Source organism: Candidatus Protofrankia californiensis (assembly GCF_900634765.1).
GTDB lineage: Bacteria > Actinomycetota > Actinomycetes > Frankiales > Frankiaceae > Protofrankia > Protofrankia californiensis.
Genome location: NZ_CAAAFT010000226.1, coordinates 4,496 through 19,651, shown reverse-complemented (window position 1 = coordinate 19,651; position 15,156 = coordinate 4,496). Strand labels below are relative to the sequence as shown.

Here is a 15,156-nt window from a genome sequence, read left to right as displayed (position 1 = left end):
CCCAGGTTTCCTCAAGGCCTCCGGCCGCGCGACAAAAAGCATGAAGGGCATGGATCCACCGTGAAGAGCATCACGGCGTCTGTCCATTACACGTACAACGTGCCCGTGGCCGCTGCGCGCTCCAGGGAGTCCGGCGGGCTGAACCGTTCGCCGTAACGCTGGACCAGCTCATGCGCCCGCGCCACGAATCCAGCCGGTCCCCCCTCGTATTGGTTGATGTACTGGAAGACGCCACCGGTCCACGAGGGGAAGCCGATGCCGAACAACGAACCGATGTTGGCATCGGCTACCGACTCGATGACTCCCTCGTCCAGTGCGCGTACGGCCTCGATCGTCTCAGCGAACAACAACCTCTCCTTGAGATCGTCGAACGGGATCGTGCGGCCCGGCACCCTGAACGCCTCGCGCAAACCCGGCCACAGCCTCTGTCGACGGCCCGATTCGTCATACTCATAGAATCCGGAGCCGCCGGAACGACCTGTGCGCCCGAACTCGTCGATCATCCGGTCGATGACCTCGTCCGCTGCGTGCGCCTTCCAGACGCCGCCGGCAGCCTCCACCGCCGATCTGGTCTCCTCGCGAATCTTTCTCGGCAGCGTCAGCGTCAGCTCGTCGAGAAGTTGCAGCGCGCCGGCGGGATAGCCGGCCTGTAGCGCGGCCTGCTCGATGCTGGCGGGTGCGATACCGTCACCCACAGCCGCAACCGCCTCGTTGAGGAACGCAATGATGACCCGGCTCGTGAAGAACCCGCGGCTGTCGTTCACAACGATGGGAGTCTTACGGATCTGCTGCACGAAGTCGAAAACTTTGGCGAGAGTTCGATCCGAGGTGCGTCCACCCTTGATGATCTCGACGAGAGACATCTTGTCGACCGGCGAGAAGAAGTGGATGCCGATGAAGTCCTCCGGCCGCTGGACTCCCTGCGCCAGCAGGGTGATCGGCAGGGTCGAGGTATTCGAGCCGAGTACCGCGTCCGGATCGACGATCTCCTCGATCTCGCCGAAGACCTTGTGTTTCAGCTCAACGCTTTCGAAGACCGCCTCGACGACGAAGTCGACTCCGTCGAAGCCGGCCGGATCCTCCGTCGGCTGGATCCGGCCGAGCAGCGCAGCCGCCTCCGCCTCGGAGGTCTTCCCCTTGGACAGCGCCCTGGCCACGATTTTCTCGGCGACGGCCTTGCCCCGCTGGGCGTTGGCAAGGCTGACGTCCTTCAGGACCACTGGGATTCCGACCTTCGCCGCCGCATAGGCAATGCCCGCGCCCATCATCCCGGCCCCGAGAACACCGACCTTCGTCGCCTGGAACCGTTCGAACCCAGCCGGCCTGCTACCACCGGCCTTGATTTGTTGAGTGTCGAAGAAGAACGCCTGGATCAGGTTCTTGGCCACCTGACCGGTGGCCAGGTGGATCAGATACCGGGTCTCGATCAGCGACGCCGTGTCGAGATCGACCTGCGCGCCCTCCACGGCGGCGGCGACTATGGCCCGCGGTGCCTCCAGCGGTGCGCCGCCCAACTGAGCGCGCAGCTTGGCCGTCAGGCTGGGTAGGACCGACGCCAGGGAAGGGGAAGCCGGTGTCCCGCCGGGTATCTGGTAGTCCTTGGCATCCCACGGCTGACGTGCCTGGGGATTCTGTTGAATCCACGACTTGGCACGAGTGATCAACTCGGGCACGGTTGCCACGATTTCGTCGATCAGCCCGAGCTCGAGGGCGTCAGCGGGGCTGAAACGGGTTCCGGACAGCAGCACCTTCCCGAGGGCGTCGACGACGCCGAGGCTGCGCACGGTCCGCACCACCCCGCCGCACCCGGGCAGTAGCCCGAGCCCGACCTCCGGCAGACCGATCTGGTTCCCCGCAACATCGGCGGCGATCCGATGGTGGGTGGCGAGCGCGAGTTCGAGACCGCCACCGAGAGCAGCGCCGTTGATGGCGGCCACGACAGGTCTGCCGATGGTCTCCAAGGAGCGCAGCAGCCCTTTGATCCGGTTCAGATGTGCTGTGAACTCCGGAGCGTCCTCCTTGCGAAGCGCCTTCAGCTCGTTCAGGTTGCCGCCGGCGAAAAAGGTCTTCTTCGCCGACGTGAGGACGACACCGGTGATCGTCTCCTTCTCTCGCTCAAGCCTGTCGACGGTCCCCTGCAGCGATTCGACGAAATCCCGGCTGAGGGTGTTCGCCGAAGCTTGTGGATCATCCAGGGTCAGCACGACGACGCCGTCGGAGTCATGCGCCCAATGGATGGTCTCTGTGTACGCCATAGTCGATCCACCCGCATCCGTCGAGATGTTCACACGCGCTCGATGATCGTGGCCACGCCCATACCGCCGCCGATGCACAGCGTGATGAGTGCCCGACGCTGATCCCTGCGCTCGAGTTCGTCGAGCATCGTGGAGACCAACATCGCACCGGTGGCGCCGAGCGGATGCCCCATCGCAATCGCTCCTCCGTTGACGTTCACGTTTTCCTCGGGGATCTTCAGATCCCTTGTCCACTTGAGCACCACCGACGCGAACGCCTCGTTGAGTTCGAAGAGATCGATGTCGTCCAGCGTCAGCCCGGCGCTGGCGAGCACCTTTTCCGTCGCCGGTTTCGGCCCGGTCAGCATGATGGTCGGATCAGCCCCGCTGATCGCCGTGGCGACGACTCTGCCGCGCGGCGTGAGGCCGAGATCCTTGCCCGCCTGCTCCCCGCCGACAAGGACGAGTGCCGCGCCGTCGACGATGCCCGAGGAGTTTCCTCCGGTGTGGACATGGTTGATTTTTTCGACCTCGTGGTATTTCTGAAGCGCGACGGCGTCGAATCCGCCCGACCTGCCGAGGCCTTCGAAAGACGCCTTCAACGCGCCGAGGGACTCCACTGTCGAACCAGGCCGACGATGCTCGTCGTGATCCAGGATCACGACTCCGTTGATGTCCTTGACCGGCACCACCGATCGCGCGAAGTAGCCGTTCCGCCAGGCCGTATCGGCCTTTTCCTGCGAACGTACGGCGTACGCATCCACGTCCTCGCGGCTGAAACCCTCGATCGTGGCGATGAGGTCGGCGCCGATTCCCTGCGGGGCGAAGTAGTGGTCATAGGTCGTGGTCGGGTCGTTGAACAACGGCCCGCCGTCGGAGAGTATCGACACCCGCGACATCGACTCGACGCCACCGGCGAGGACCAGCCGGTCCCAGCCGGAGCGCACCTTCTGCGCCGCGATATTGGTCGCTTCCAGGCCCGAGGCGCAGAAACGGTTGACCTGTATCCCGCCCACCGTGTCCGGCAGTCCGGAGGCGATCGCCACCGCCTTTGCGATGTCGCCTCCCTGGTCCCCGATCGGGGAGACGACTCCCAGGACCACGTCATCGATATACGCCGGGTCCAGCTGCGGAAGTCTCGTCCGTACCTCGTCGATGAGACCCACCACGAGGTCCAGAGGCTTCGTCCCGTACAACGCCCCTTTCTTTCCCTTCCCGCGAGGGGTTCGAATTGCCTCGTAGATGTACGCCTCGGCTGACAAGGTCACATACCCTTCCTGGGATGTCGCCGGCAAAGGCGACCATTCATGACGGTCTGCACTGGGCGGGTTCGAGTCCGGCGTGTCGACGCCGGACTCTCAGGCCACGTCAGCTTGTGGGCGGCGTTCCCAGCACCAGGGCGAACGCCGCCCGGTTCTCGAGCCCGCCGGAGCGATCGACCGAGATGTACTTCAGCTCGGTGTAGGCGTCGAGTGCGTCGGGGCCGCCTTCGCGTCCCAGGCCACTCTGCTTGGTTCCGCCGAACGGATAGGCCGGGTTGATGACATGCCAGTCGTTCACATAGACCATGCCGGCATCCAGTTGCCGGGCCACGTCCACGGCGCGCGACTCGTCCCGTCCCCACACCCCGGCTGACAGCCCGTAGTTCGTGTCGTTGGCAATCTTGACCGCCTCGTCCACAGAGTCATACGTCAGGACGGTCAGTACCGGGCCGAAGACCTCTTCCCGGGCGATGCGCTGGTCGTTGGTGACGTCCGTGACGATGGTGGGCTCCACCCAGTTCCCAGCGGCGAACTCGGGTCCTTGTGGCACCCCACCACCCAGGGCGATGGTAGCGCCCTCAGCCCGGGCCGACTCGATGTAGCCCAGGATACGGTCCCGCTGCCCCTTGCTGATCACCGGGCCGACGTCGGTCGCAAGATCCAACGGGTTTCCGAGCTTGAGGGTCTTCGCCCGCTCCACCAGCCTGGCGAGGAACTCGTCCTTCAGGGTGCTCGGCACAAGAAGCCTGGTTCCCGCCTCACATGCCTGCCCGTTGTTGGCCAGGGCCGCGAACAGCGCTCCATCGACGGCCAGCGGCAGGTCCGCGTCATCGAGAATGACGTTCGGCCCCTTACCGCCCAGCTCCAGTGTCACCCGCTTGACCGTCTCGGCGGACTTGCTCAGGATGCTCTTGCCGACTTCGGTCGAACCGGTGAACGCCACCTTGCGGACGTCCGGGTGCCCGCTGAGATAGGCACCCACCGGGTCGCCGTCACCGGTGACGACGTTGAGCACACCCTTGGGCAGGCCGGCGGCCTCGAACTCCTTGGCCAGTTCGAGGGCCACCAAGGGCGAGTGCTCGTCGGGCTTGAGCACGACGGTGTTGCCTGCGGCGAGCGCCGGAGCGATCTTCCAAACGATGACCAGAAGCGGAATGTTCCACGGCACGATCGCGGCTACCACCCCGAGCGGTTCGCGGCGCAGAATACCCGCGGCCGGGATCGGTCCGATCTCGGGTCCGGGCTTTTCGAACTCGTAGGACTTCGCGAGATCGGCGATATACCGGAGCTGGCCGATCGACAGGCCGAGATGCAGGGCTCCGGTGACGCGGATTGTCGCGCCGTTCTCGCGGGTCTGGAGAGCCGCGAGCTCCTCCAGCCGCTCCTCGAGACGATCGGCGACCGTGTGCAACAGCGCAGAGCGCTCCTCCGGAGGAGTACGCCGCCACTGCCCCGCCTCGTGCGCGGCCTTGGCCGCGGCAACCGCACGATCGACGTCATCCGTCCCGCCCTTGGCGACGGTTGCCACCAGCTCGTCCGTCGCGGGGCTGCGGATCTCGTACTTCTCCGCGGAATCGACCCATTCTCCGGCGATGAATAACTGGTAGTGCGGTGCAGACATCTTGTCCTCCTTTGGACACAGCTGACCTTCAATGACGACTGACCGGTACGGGCGCTCTCAGTCCAGCGCTCGGAGGTGCCGATACCTGCTTCGATAATAGAGGAGCGGATTGCGCTCCTCATGTGCCTGCAGGGATTCCACAAGACAGGTGACGATGTGGTGGTCGCCACCCTCGTGGATCACGGCAACCTTTGCGCCGATGTGGGCGGCAGCGCCGTCCAGCGCCGGCGAGCCGTTGGGCAGCAGCGTCCAGTCGACTCCGGCGAACTTGTCCGCACCGCTTCGCGCGAACCCGTTGCTGACCTCGTCCTGCCCTTCGCTGAGGATGTTGATGCACAGGTTTCCCGCCGCTGCCACCGCGGGCCAGGACGTGGACGACTTGGCCGGGCAGAACAGAACCATCGGCGGTTCCAGGGACAGCGACGTGAACGACTGGCAGGTCAGGCCGACCGGCTGGTCCCCCGCTATCGCCGTCACGACGACAATCCCGCTTGCGAAGCGTGAGAGGACATCACGGAAGTGGGCGGAGTCCACGAGGGGAACCGCCGGCGCAGACCGTTCGGACAGGCTTGGGCCGGCATGGCCGGTACGGCTGTGAGAACTCATCGTCATTCCCATGGTTCTTCCTCATCTCGCAGGCCGATCGGGCTGGCGTGCAGTCACGCTGCCAGGAAGGTGGCGACCGGCGTTCGGCGGAGCTATCCGATCTGGCGGGTGCGACCGGCCCAGTAGGGCGCGCGAATCGTCTTCTTGTCGACCTTTCCAGCCGGATTGACCGGCAGCTGGTCGGTGAACACTATCGACTTGGGCGCGGGCACGCTGCCCAGCTGGTGTTTGACGTGAATGATCAGCTCGTCCTCGCCGACACGCTGGCCGGGCTTGGTGACCACGACGGCGAATACGGCTTCGCCCCATTTCTCGTGCGGTACACCGAAAACAGCCGCCTGAGCGACCGCCGGATGGGTCAGCAGCACGTCCTCCACCTGCCGCGGGAAGACGTTGAAGCCGCCGCTTACCACCAAGTCCTTCTTGCGGTCCACGATGTAAAGAAACCCGTCGTCGTCGACAAAGCCGATGTCGCCGGTGTGGACCCAGCCGCCGCGCAGCGCCTCCGCGTTGCGCGAGGAGTCGACGTAGGTGAGCATCTGTCCGAGTTGCTGGGAGCAGATCTCGCCCGGCTCGCCGACTGGCAGCGGCCGGTCCTGCTCGTCCTGAATGGTCAGCTTCACATACGGCAGCGGCCGGCCGGCCGACGCCAACCGCTTGACACCTTCCTCGGTGTCCACCCGGTGGTCCTCTTTCCGCAGGCACGACACGTACCCCGGTTCGGTACCGGCATAGGCCTGAATGAAGATCGGGCCGAATATATCGAGTGCCTCACGGAGACGTTCGGGAGCGATCGGGGCACCCGCGTAGATCATGGTCTTGAGCGACGAGAGGTCGAACTTCGCCCGATCAGGGTGATCGAGCAACAGATAGACGATCGTCGGGACCACGGCCGTGGCCGTCACCTTCTCCTTCTCGATCTTCTCGAGAAGAGTATTGACGTCCAGCCCCGGCAACATCACATTCGTGCCACCGCGCAGAAAGGTCGGCATCACGAAAATCTGGGTGTAATGGGTCAACGGAGCGCCGTGGGCAAAAACCTCACCCGGCCGGATGTCGCCGATCTCCAGGCCGGCGGTGATGCTGTAATGCGCCCACGTAAAGTGGGAATTGATCACACCCTTCGGCTCTCCGGTACTTCCGGAGGTGAAGAGCACATATGCCTCGTCATCCTCTGAAATAGCCACCGAGGGGGGGGTGTCCGGTTGCGAGTCGAAGTGCGTCGCATAGTCGAGGATACCGGGAACAGTCGTGTCCGCGGGCCCACGTCCGTCGTCGAGTCGAATGACCCGCCGCAGGTCGGGCAACCCGGTGACCACCTCGGCGATAATCGCGTCGAACTGTGCATGATATATAAGCGTGGTCGCCGCGGTCTGCTTCAGATTGGCCCGATGACCGGCGGCGGCAGCCCGGGTCGGCAGCTGTACCAGTACCGCTGCGGCCTTCCAGATGCCGTGCTGGGTCGGGATGAACTCCAAGACGTTGGGCAGGAGCAGGCCGACCCTCTCCCCCTTGGTGACCCCTAACGCGCCGAGCCCGTGAGCAACCCGGTTGGCCCACGTCTGCATCTGCCGGTAGGTCAGCCGGCGATCGCCATCGACGATCGCCGTCGAATTCGCGTAGTACAGACAGGCCCGATCGAATACCTCTGGCAGCGTGCCCCACATGAGTGCTCTACCTCCACCTTCTGGAAATGCCGTTCACCGGGGCTTGTAGAAGCAAGTCCTGGGCCTGTTGGTATTCGTGCGCAAGCCGTTCCGCCAACACCGAGATGTCGAGAACCGTGTCGATTCCGGACACCGAGTGGCCAGCCGCCCAAACGTTATGCTGGGCAAGCAGCCGGTCCTGGGCGAAGCCGGCATGAGCGTTGCCGTCGAGGCCGGTGGGCGGAGCCTGCGTCACGCCGTGGGCCTCGAGCCAACTTCTGAGCACGTTGGCCGACAGGCCGCTGACCTGCACCGAAGATACAATATCGTCGAGCGTGGCCTCGACCACCGCTTGCTGATACTCCGCAGAGGCCAGGCTCTCGGTTGTAGCGATGAATCGAGTACCGAGATAGGCCAGGTCGGCACCGGCGGCCCGAGCGGCCAGAACACCATGACCGTCGCTGATGCCGCCGGCCAGGACCAGGATCCCGTCGTAGTCGTTGCGCAGAGCCCGTACGAAGGAGACCGGATTGGCCCACCCGGTCTGTCCGCCGGCACCGGCGGACAGCAGCACCAGGCCGTCCACACCGGATTCGATCGCTTTGTAGGCGTGGCGCAGGCTCGCCACGTCGGCCAGCACCAGGATGCCGGCATCGTGCAACGGCCCGATCACTGCCGCGGGAGACCCCACGCTGGTAATGACGATCTCGGGGCGATGCCGCAGCAGGCAGTCCAGGTCGCCGGACAGCCGTGCGTTGGATCGGTGCACGACGAGATTGGCGCCCACCGGGGCAACGGGCGAGGACACGGAGTCAGTACGCTTCGTCGCCGCAGCAATGTGTGACAGCCATGCGTCCAACTCGTCAGTGCTTTTCGCGTTATGGGTAGGAAAAGTACCGATGATGCCGTGCACAGCGGCGGCAATCACAAGATCGGGGCCCGACACGTCGGTCATCGGCGCCGCCACCGCCGGAAGTCTCAGTCGTTGATGCCATGCTTGGGGTAATGCCACCGGTACCTCCCACGATTGGCGCAGCGGCGCCGACTCCGGTCCGCCTGCTCAGTCCGACGAACCAGGATCGACGTCCTTCTCCCAGTGGTGCGGGGTGCGGACTGGCAACCCGAGCTGCTGGAATACCGGCGTGTCGTTCCAGTTGGTCAGCTCACGGTCGATTCTGCCGTCGGCATCGAACTGGTGCCAGGTTTGCCCCCGGGTGGTGAGCTTCTTGCCCTCGGTAGGCACACCCTGGTACCCGGCAAGATGCTCACCGGTCCAGCGCCACAGGATCGTGACGGCTTGCGACCCGTTGCCCCCGGTGGTTTCGATCGCTTCAAGCACCTCGAAACGATGAATTCCCATACCGTTGTCGGCATCCTTGTTCGAGTACGGAGCAAGCTGCTCCCGGAGGTCGGCCTTGCTGGGGGCCGTGTCAGGAACCTGGTCGGCATCCTGATGGTCCTCGTACCGGACGTCGTCCGTGTACAAAGTGACCGCCACGTCGGTGTCACTCGTGATCGCCTGCGTCCAGCGCTCGGCGTGTTCGGTGGCCCGGCTCATCGATGTACTCCGTTTCGATCCTGGTTGGCCTGATTGGGAGTCAGGCGACCGTCGCGCCCGTGAGCACCGGGCCGGTGACGCCGCGGTGAATCGACACCGGCAGGCCCGGGGCGTGCAGCGGGGCGACCGCGTCCCAGTACGTCGGCTCCCGCCTGATCCAGCCGTCGGAGTCGTAGCCGTGGAAGGTCTGGCCGGAGGTACTGAACGGCTTCCCACCGGCCGGTAGCGCTGGATCCCGATACCGTTGTCTGGTCAACGTACCGGGTGTGCGCTTTCGCCGCGCGTTCACCAAACGCCTTCAGCGATAACACGGCGAACCGCTGAGAAGACATCTGGCCACCCCTCCTTCTGGAGTACCAGCGGGCCGAAGGATACACGATCATGGTTTTCGCACGCACCCGCGGCCCCCCCAGGGAACCTGGGAAAGACGCTGCCGATCCGGTCGGCAGGTAGGTGACCCAACCGTAGAACCAGTTTGAAGATGCCGCCTCATCCTCCGGGGGTAAAGACGGTGCCCCTTCGGGTGAACCGGCAGGCCAGCGCGGCACGCGCCGCCACGCGGTCCGGCCGCGGAAGATCCCCCACCGGTCGACGGTGACCGGCTCGCCGTGCCCTCGTAACGATGAGAAGCCACGGTCGCGGACCGAGTGCGTCCATGGACAGCACGCCTGTGGCACGCCGCCGGAATCTCCCTGGCAAGCGGCCGTTCCCAGGGTTGTGTCACCCCGTCGAAGGGCAGAATCTCTCCTGTGGGGAGATTCCGACGGGAGGCGTCGCGATTAGGTTTACGAGCACATGGTCGTCGATGGTTGGGAGTGAGTTGCGGTATGGGGAAGCACGACGTGGAAATAACCCCGGCCGAGCAGGCCGAGGTGATACAGATAGCCCGTTCGCTGGCGAAGCATTTCGCTGAGGCCGGACCACGGGCTGATGCCGAGAACCGCTTTCCGACCGAGCTCGTGCCGCTCTACAAGGAGAGCGGCCTGCCTGCCCTGGCCGTCCCGAAGAAGTACGGCGGCCTCGGCGCCGACATCTGGACCACTACCTTGGTGTCCAGGGAGCTCGCCAAGGGCGACCCGGCCATCGCGCTGGCGTTCAACATGCACCAGACCATGATCGGTATCTTCCGTGGCCTGCTGGACGAGGAGACCCGCGAGCGGGTCTTCTCCGAGGTCGTCAACGAGCGCAAGATCGTCTGTGGGCCCTTCAGCGAGGACCGGGCCGGGCTGACCGGCCTCGCCGACACCGTGGCGGTCCCCGACGGTGAGGGCGGCTGGCACATCAGCGGCAAGAAGACCTGGGCCACCCTCTGCCTGGGGGCCGACATCGTCGCCTTCAACGCCACCGTCACCGACCCCTCCGGGGAGCTGCCCGAGGACTTCCAGGAGCACGCGGCCCGCGAGTCCGTCTTCGTCATCCCGATCGACACGCCCGGGATCAGCGTCATCGAGACCTGGGACACCCTGGGGATGCGCGCGACCGGCACCCACACGCTCGTCTTCGACAAGGTCTACGTGCCGGCCTCGTCGTACGGCGGCAACTTCCGTAACGGCCTCTTCGGCGAGTTCGAGTGGGCGTCGCTGAGCTTCTCCGGTGTCTACCTCGGCCTCGCGGAGAAGGCCTACACCGAGACCCGGGAGATCCTCAAGAAGAAGTCCCTCGGTGCGACGCAGGAGGGCAAGGACGTCGCCCTGAAGGGGATCGGCTACATCCAGTACGGGCTTGGCAAGATTCTGCTGGAGACGGAGACGGCGGCCCGGGCGCTGGAGACGACCGCCCGGATCCTCATCGAGGGCCGTGACGCCGAGTGGAACCCGATCGCGCGGGCGGCGTTCGTCGACGTCACCAAGGTCGCCGCGACCGAGACGGCGATCAAGGTGACGGACGCCGCGCTCCGTCTGGTCGGCGGCTCGGCCTTCCGGCGCGGGCACGTCCTGGAGCGGCTCTACCGGGACGCCCGTGGCGGACCGTTCCACCCGCTGACGACCGACCAGGCCTACGACCTGCTCGGCCGGTCCGAACTGGGCCTGCTCGGCGCTCCGTAGAGGTGGAGCTCAACCGGCGAGCGCTGCACTGACGACCGCTGTACCGACTACAGCGCTCTGTCTGTGGTGACCGCGGCTGTTTCCAGCCGCGGTCACCACAGAGGTTCGCCGTCACCATCCGGTGAAAATCGGCTATCTGGTGAGGATCGGCGCCGCACTCACCACGATCATGAATCGCGGTTCAGGCATTGACTTCACGCATGGTCATCCCGAGGGATCCCGCGATCGCCTGAGACCGGTTCACCGCGCCGAGCTTGCGCAGAATGTGTTTCACATGTGACTTCACGGTCTCCTCGGCGATGACGAGCGTTTCCGCGATGGCGCTGTTCGTAGCGCCCGCCACCATCAGCTCCAGGACCTCCGATTCCCGCGCGGTGAGATCGCCGCCGGTGTGCGCGGCGGCGATCGGGGCGGGGAGGACACCGTTGCCAGGCATGGCTCCGGTGTCCGCATGCCGCGAGAGATCGATGCCCGCGTCACAGAACTCGTTCATCATCTGGACCGCCGAGGAGAGGATCTCGCGGACGTGGTTGCGCTGAGTACGGAGACGCTCCATCAACACGGCTCGTTCATAGACGTGACTGAAGCCCTCGGCGAACATCCAGAGAACGTCCCGGTCAACATCGTCGACGCGACGCGACGACGGATGGTGATCCGCGTGCAGGAAACCGACGACGTCCGTCCCACGCATCACCGGGGCCACGACATAGGACTTGGAGTGCCCGGACTCCACGATGATCGGCCGGTGGACGTTCGTGCTCGCGGTGTCGTACACGACCGTGGGCTGGCACTCGGTCAGCAGCCTGGTCTCGGGCGTCAGGCCCTCGAGTGGAATCGGCTGGTCGACCCAGCGCGCAAACCATGACTCGAACTCGTCACCGTTGCTGAAGTAGGCCATCCACGGACGCCAGACGCCGTTTTCCACCCGCGAGAGCACCGCGCGACCGAACCCGCACCGATGTACCAGTTCCTGGCACACCTGATCCAGCAGGTCCGCCGAGCTCGGCAGCCCTCGCAGGCGCTGCAGTCCGGCGGCGCAGTCGGCGAACCGCCGTGTGCGCAGGTTCAGGTCGTACTGGTAGAGGTCGAAAGCGAGTTCCTGTAGATCCAGGATGAGACGGTACAGGTGTAGGCCGGCCTCGCTGATTGGACCGGTGACGACTCGTAACCGGTCGATGCAGTGCCCGGTCAGGGTGGAGACGATCTCGGCCGACGTTGACAGGCCATCGGGAACAACGGATGCCGTCGGCTCCACGTGGAGGGCAGCACGAACCTCACAATGCATGAATTCGATGCGAGCGGCGAGATCACGTCCACGCCGTCGCCAGCCTCGGTCGCCGGCAGGCGTCGGAAACATGCTGGGTTTGCGGTCAGGGGCCGCCGCGGTCATAACGCGCGGTCCTGACTGCGCGCGAGGTACAGGTACCGGGCGATCGCCTCGGCTCGGTTCGACGCGTGCAACTTGCGCAGGATGTGCTTCACGTGTGATTTCACCGTAGTTTCGGAAACGGTCAGGCGATCGGCGATCTGTGCGTTGGTCGCTCCGCTGGCCAGCAGAGCGAGCACCTCCCGCTCCCGCGGGGTGAGCCCGTCCGGGAGACGGGGCGCCGAGGCCGCGAGCATGGACGGCAGCGACACCGGCGGCCTGGATTCCGTAGCCGGAATGTTCTGCCGCACGAGCTGGACCGGGGCGGCGCTGAGCCCCTCGGTCATCGTTCGGGCGGCGTAGAACGCCTTCCCGATCCGCTCGCGCTGCAGTGCAAGGCGTTCGAGAAGCACCGTGCGCTCGAGGATCAGGCCGAGGCCGTCGGCGAAGATCTGGATGCGGTCGCGGTCGTCACCGGTCAGGCGACGCCCCGACGAATATGTGTCCGCGTGTAGGTAGCCGACGACCGAACCACCCGCGATGATCGGCGCGACGACATACTCTCGCGTCTGGGACACCTCGATCAGTGGACGGAAGGCTCGGGTCTCGGACTGCGCGTTCTGGATCAGCGCCGGCGCCTTCCGGCGGACGAGTTCGGCTTCGGGCATCGAGGACGTCAACGCAATCCTCACGTCCTGGATGAAGTCCCGAAACGCCGCGTTGACCGCACTGTCAGTGTCGACCTCGACATGCAGCGTAGCCGGCAGCCAGGTCGAACCGCGCAGGCTGGAAATCATCGCCCGGTCGAATCCACAGGCCGCGCACAAGGCGGCCGGAGCGGACGCGATGACCTCCGCGGAGGTCGTTGCCCGGCGCACCCGAGCGAGCTCCTCGCGGATTCGGCTCAGTGCTTGGAACGGCATTCCCAACGTGCGCTCGCGCAGATCGGTCTGCACGGCACTGAGCTCGGCAAGGAGGTCACAGGCCCGGGCGGAGTGCCCCGCCTGGAGTTCCGCGCCGATGGATTCGCCGTCAATCCGCTCGAGCCTGGCCGCAAGAGCCGAGGCCAACCGGCTGCCGGGTTCGGCCGGAGCCGCATCCACCGCCACATGTAATGCCGAGACCAGCGCCCCCTGCCGAACCCGGAGGTCTCCCTGTGCCAATGTAGTAGTGGAATATGGTGACGCCACTGTCCCTTGTCCTCCACATCCGAAGTGTGACCGATCGCGACGACAGCACCCCCCGACGTCCGTCGCCCCCTCTGGCAGAGTCAGCCACAGCCCCAGAGCCCAGGTCCATGTGTTGCAGAATTTACTTCGGGACAAACCGTAGGTGATTCAGGTCACGTCGTCAAGTCGCCTCGTCAAGGTTCTTTGACAAGGCCCTTTCGTCGAGGCTCCCGTCGCCAGGGCTTCCAGCCGGCGTAGGCAGGCCGGCAGGTGTCGCCGGCCGGATATCAGCCGTGCAGGATGCGAGCGGCAACCAACTGCAACTTATCCGTTACCCCTGGCTGTTTTCGCAGATGGGCCGTGCGTGCCACGTCGTTGACCACCATCAGCACGGCGTGGATACGAAAAAGCGCCGCGGACCGGTCCAGCTCCGGGTGCGTGACCTCCATCAGGGACACCCATTCCGCGACGTAATCGTGCTGCGTCTTACGGATTCTGTGACGATTCGGATACGGTAGGTTCATAACCTCGGCGACCAACACGTTGACGAGATCAGTATGTGCCATCGCGAAGTCGATGTAAGCCACCACCGCGTTCTCCAGTCCGTCCAAGGCGGTCGTGGCAGTCGACAGCGCTCGGGACATTCCCAGCTGCAGGGGCTCGGCCGCGCGCGCGACGATCGCCGTCAGCAGGTCGGCCTTTGTGGCGAAATGCCGGTAGACGCCGGTGCTGGTCACCCCGACCTCGGCGCCGACCTCCTCCATGGTCACCGTCTGATAGCCACGGCTGCTGAACAACCGGGCCGCGGCCACCAGCAGCGCCTCACGACGCACCCGGGGTGACAGGCCTGTCTCAGCAGCGCCGGGATCCGTACCCGGGACCTCGGACGCGGCGCCGGCGATGTCGGCGGTACACACCGACAGGGCCATCCTGCGAAGCAGCGCGACCATCGCCTCCGGCGGGGCCGAGACCCGGTGGTAGGAAGGGCTGGTGAGCACGGCGAGTGCACACCATGCCAGCAGCTCGGCGTCATCTCGGCTCAACTCGTCGCGCGTGTCGTTCATGGCGGCGACAAAGCCCGACAGGAACGCGAAGAACCTCTCCCGCATTCGCTGTCGCTGCTCGTCGCTGAGATGGCGGGTTTCCCGGCTCCACAACACTCCGAGATCACGCCGCCTGCCCGCGGTTTCAGCCAGGTCCTGCACCATGGCCGTGAGCTGACCGCAGCGATGCCGATCGACGACGGCCGCCGCCAGCTCGAAACTGTCGGTCAGCGTGCACGCCAGCAGCTCTTCCTTGCTGCGGAAATGTCGATAGAGCGCGCCGGCGGTGATCCCGACCGCGCTGGCGATGTCCTCGGTACCCACGTTGTGATAACCGAATCGATAGAACAGGTCGCTGGCCGCAGTGATGATCTGAGCTCTGCGGTTGCGTGGGCGCGGAGTCCTCGTGATCGTGCCTCTGCCACCACTCTCACTCACCGTCTGCTCCCCCTGCCGTCCCGTTCGGATGCGGATCTCACCCAAGCTCCCCTGCCGAGGCCGGCGGACAACAGCACGATCCGACGGCAACGCCCTCAACCGGAGTCCTCAGCCGGAGTCCGAGCCCGCGGACCGGCACCGTCGCAGGCCGCTGGAGGGATGGGAGTT

The 15,156-nt window shown here is 65.4% G+C and carries 12 protein-coding genes; 1 reads left to right on the top strand and 11 read right to left on the bottom strand.

Features of this window, described 5'->3' with window-relative positions; genetic code table 11:
• Positions 1-86 precede the first annotated feature (86 nt).
• The 8 genes from DD1DGNOD_RS12395 to DD1DGNOD_RS12360 all read right to left on the bottom strand — a co-directional run bounded on the left by DD1DGNOD_RS12395 (position 87) and on the right by DD1DGNOD_RS12360 (position 9,216).
• On the bottom strand, positions 87-2,255 hold the full coding sequence (locus DD1DGNOD_RS12395; protein ID WP_131770168.1) for a 3-hydroxyacyl-CoA dehydrogenase NAD-binding domain-containing protein: 2,169 nt from the start codon (positions 2,253-2,255) through the stop codon (positions 87-89).
• Between the two features lie 29 nt (positions 2,256-2,284).
• The gene (locus DD1DGNOD_RS12390; protein ID WP_131766722.1) at positions 2,285-3,496 is read right to left on the bottom strand and encodes an acetyl-CoA C-acetyltransferase; all 1,212 of its coding nucleotides are present in this window, start codon (positions 3,494-3,496) and stop codon (positions 2,285-2,287) included.
• A gap of 106 nt (positions 3,497-3,602) precedes the next feature.
• Positions 3,603-5,117 (bottom strand): aldehyde dehydrogenase family protein, encoded by a 1,515-nt coding sequence (locus tag DD1DGNOD_RS12385; protein WP_131766698.1) that lies wholly within the window; start codon positions 5,115-5,117, stop codon positions 3,603-3,605.
• 57 nt (positions 5,118-5,174) lie between these two features.
• Complete coding sequence (locus tag DD1DGNOD_RS12380; protein WP_131766697.1) at positions 5,175-5,735, bottom strand: flavin reductase family protein; 561 nt, start codon at positions 5,733-5,735, stop codon at positions 5,175-5,177.
• 80 nt (positions 5,736-5,815) lie between these two features.
• The gene (locus DD1DGNOD_RS12375) at positions 5,816-7,390 is read right to left on the bottom strand and encodes an AMP-binding protein (RefSeq protein WP_131766696.1); all 1,575 of its coding nucleotides are present in this window, start codon (positions 7,388-7,390) and stop codon (positions 5,816-5,818) included.
• A 7-nt stretch (positions 7,391-7,397) separates the two neighbouring features.
• Entirely contained in the window at positions 7,398-8,324 is a 927-nt protein-coding gene (locus DD1DGNOD_RS12370) for a nitronate monooxygenase (RefSeq protein ID WP_241255676.1), read from the bottom strand.
• 105 nt (positions 8,325-8,429) lie between these two features.
• Positions 8,430-8,927 carry a ketosteroid isomerase-related protein gene (locus tag DD1DGNOD_RS12365; protein WP_131770167.1) on the bottom strand — a complete coding sequence of 166 codons (498 nt, stop codon included), beginning with the start codon at positions 8,925-8,927 and terminating at the stop codon, positions 8,430-8,432.
• A gap of 40 nt (positions 8,928-8,967) precedes the next feature.
• Positions 8,968-9,216: a hypothetical protein gene (locus DD1DGNOD_RS12360; protein ID WP_131766693.1), complete on the bottom strand. Its 249-nt coding sequence runs from the start codon at positions 9,214-9,216 to the stop codon at positions 8,968-8,970.
• Between the two features lie 538 nt (positions 9,217-9,754).
• Between DD1DGNOD_RS12360 and DD1DGNOD_RS12355 the strand changes: the two genes are divergently transcribed.
• Positions 9,755-10,972, top strand: a complete 1,218-nt coding sequence (locus DD1DGNOD_RS12355) for an acyl-CoA dehydrogenase family protein (protein ID WP_131766692.1) — start codon at positions 9,755-9,757, stop codon at positions 10,970-10,972.
• Between the two features lie 181 nt (positions 10,973-11,153).
• On the opposite strand, the gene DD1DGNOD_RS12350 is transcribed toward DD1DGNOD_RS12355, so the two are convergent.
• The 3 genes from DD1DGNOD_RS12350 to DD1DGNOD_RS12340 all read right to left on the bottom strand — a co-directional run bounded on the left by DD1DGNOD_RS12350 (position 11,154) and on the right by DD1DGNOD_RS12340 (position 14,988).
• Positions 11,154-12,227, bottom strand: coding sequence for a helix-turn-helix transcriptional regulator (locus tag DD1DGNOD_RS12350; RefSeq protein ID WP_241255675.1), 1,074 nt, complete (start codon positions 12,225-12,227; stop codon positions 11,154-11,156).
• 131 nt (positions 12,228-12,358) lie between these two features.
• Entirely contained in the window at positions 12,359-13,441 is a 1,083-nt protein-coding gene (locus DD1DGNOD_RS12345; RefSeq protein WP_241255674.1) for a helix-turn-helix transcriptional regulator, read from the bottom strand.
• 353 nt (positions 13,442-13,794) lie between these two features.
• Complete coding sequence (locus DD1DGNOD_RS12340; protein ID WP_131766689.1) at positions 13,795-14,988, bottom strand: TetR/AcrR family transcriptional regulator; 1,194 nt, start codon at positions 14,986-14,988, stop codon at positions 13,795-13,797.
• Between the last annotated feature and the right edge of the window lie 168 nt (positions 14,989-15,156).

Coding starts and splice junctions, on each gene's coding strand:
- DD1DGNOD_RS12380 (WP_131766697.1), bottom strand. CDS start 5,735: ATGGGAATGACGATGAGTTCTCACAGCCGTACCGGCCATGCCGGCCCA.
- DD1DGNOD_RS12365 (WP_131770167.1), bottom strand. CDS start 8,927: ATGAGCCGGGCCACCGAACACGCCGAGCGCTGGACGCAGGCGATCACG.
- DD1DGNOD_RS12370 (WP_241255676.1), bottom strand. CDS start 8,324: ATGACCGACGTGTCGGGCCCCGATCTTGTGATTGCCGCCGCTGTGCAC.
- DD1DGNOD_RS12375 (WP_131766696.1), bottom strand. CDS start 7,390: ATGTGGGGCACGCTGCCAGAGGTATTCGATCGGGCCTGTCTGTACTAC.
- DD1DGNOD_RS12385 (WP_131766698.1), bottom strand. CDS start 5,117: ATGTCTGCACCGCACTACCAGTTATTCATCGCCGGAGAATGGGTCGAT.
- DD1DGNOD_RS12395 (WP_131770168.1), bottom strand. CDS start 2,255: ATGGCGTACACAGAGACCATCCATTGGGCGCATGACTCCGACGGCGTC.
- DD1DGNOD_RS12355 (WP_131766692.1), top strand. CDS start 9,755: ATGGGGAAGCACGACGTGGAAATAACCCCGGCCGAGCAGGCCGAGGTG.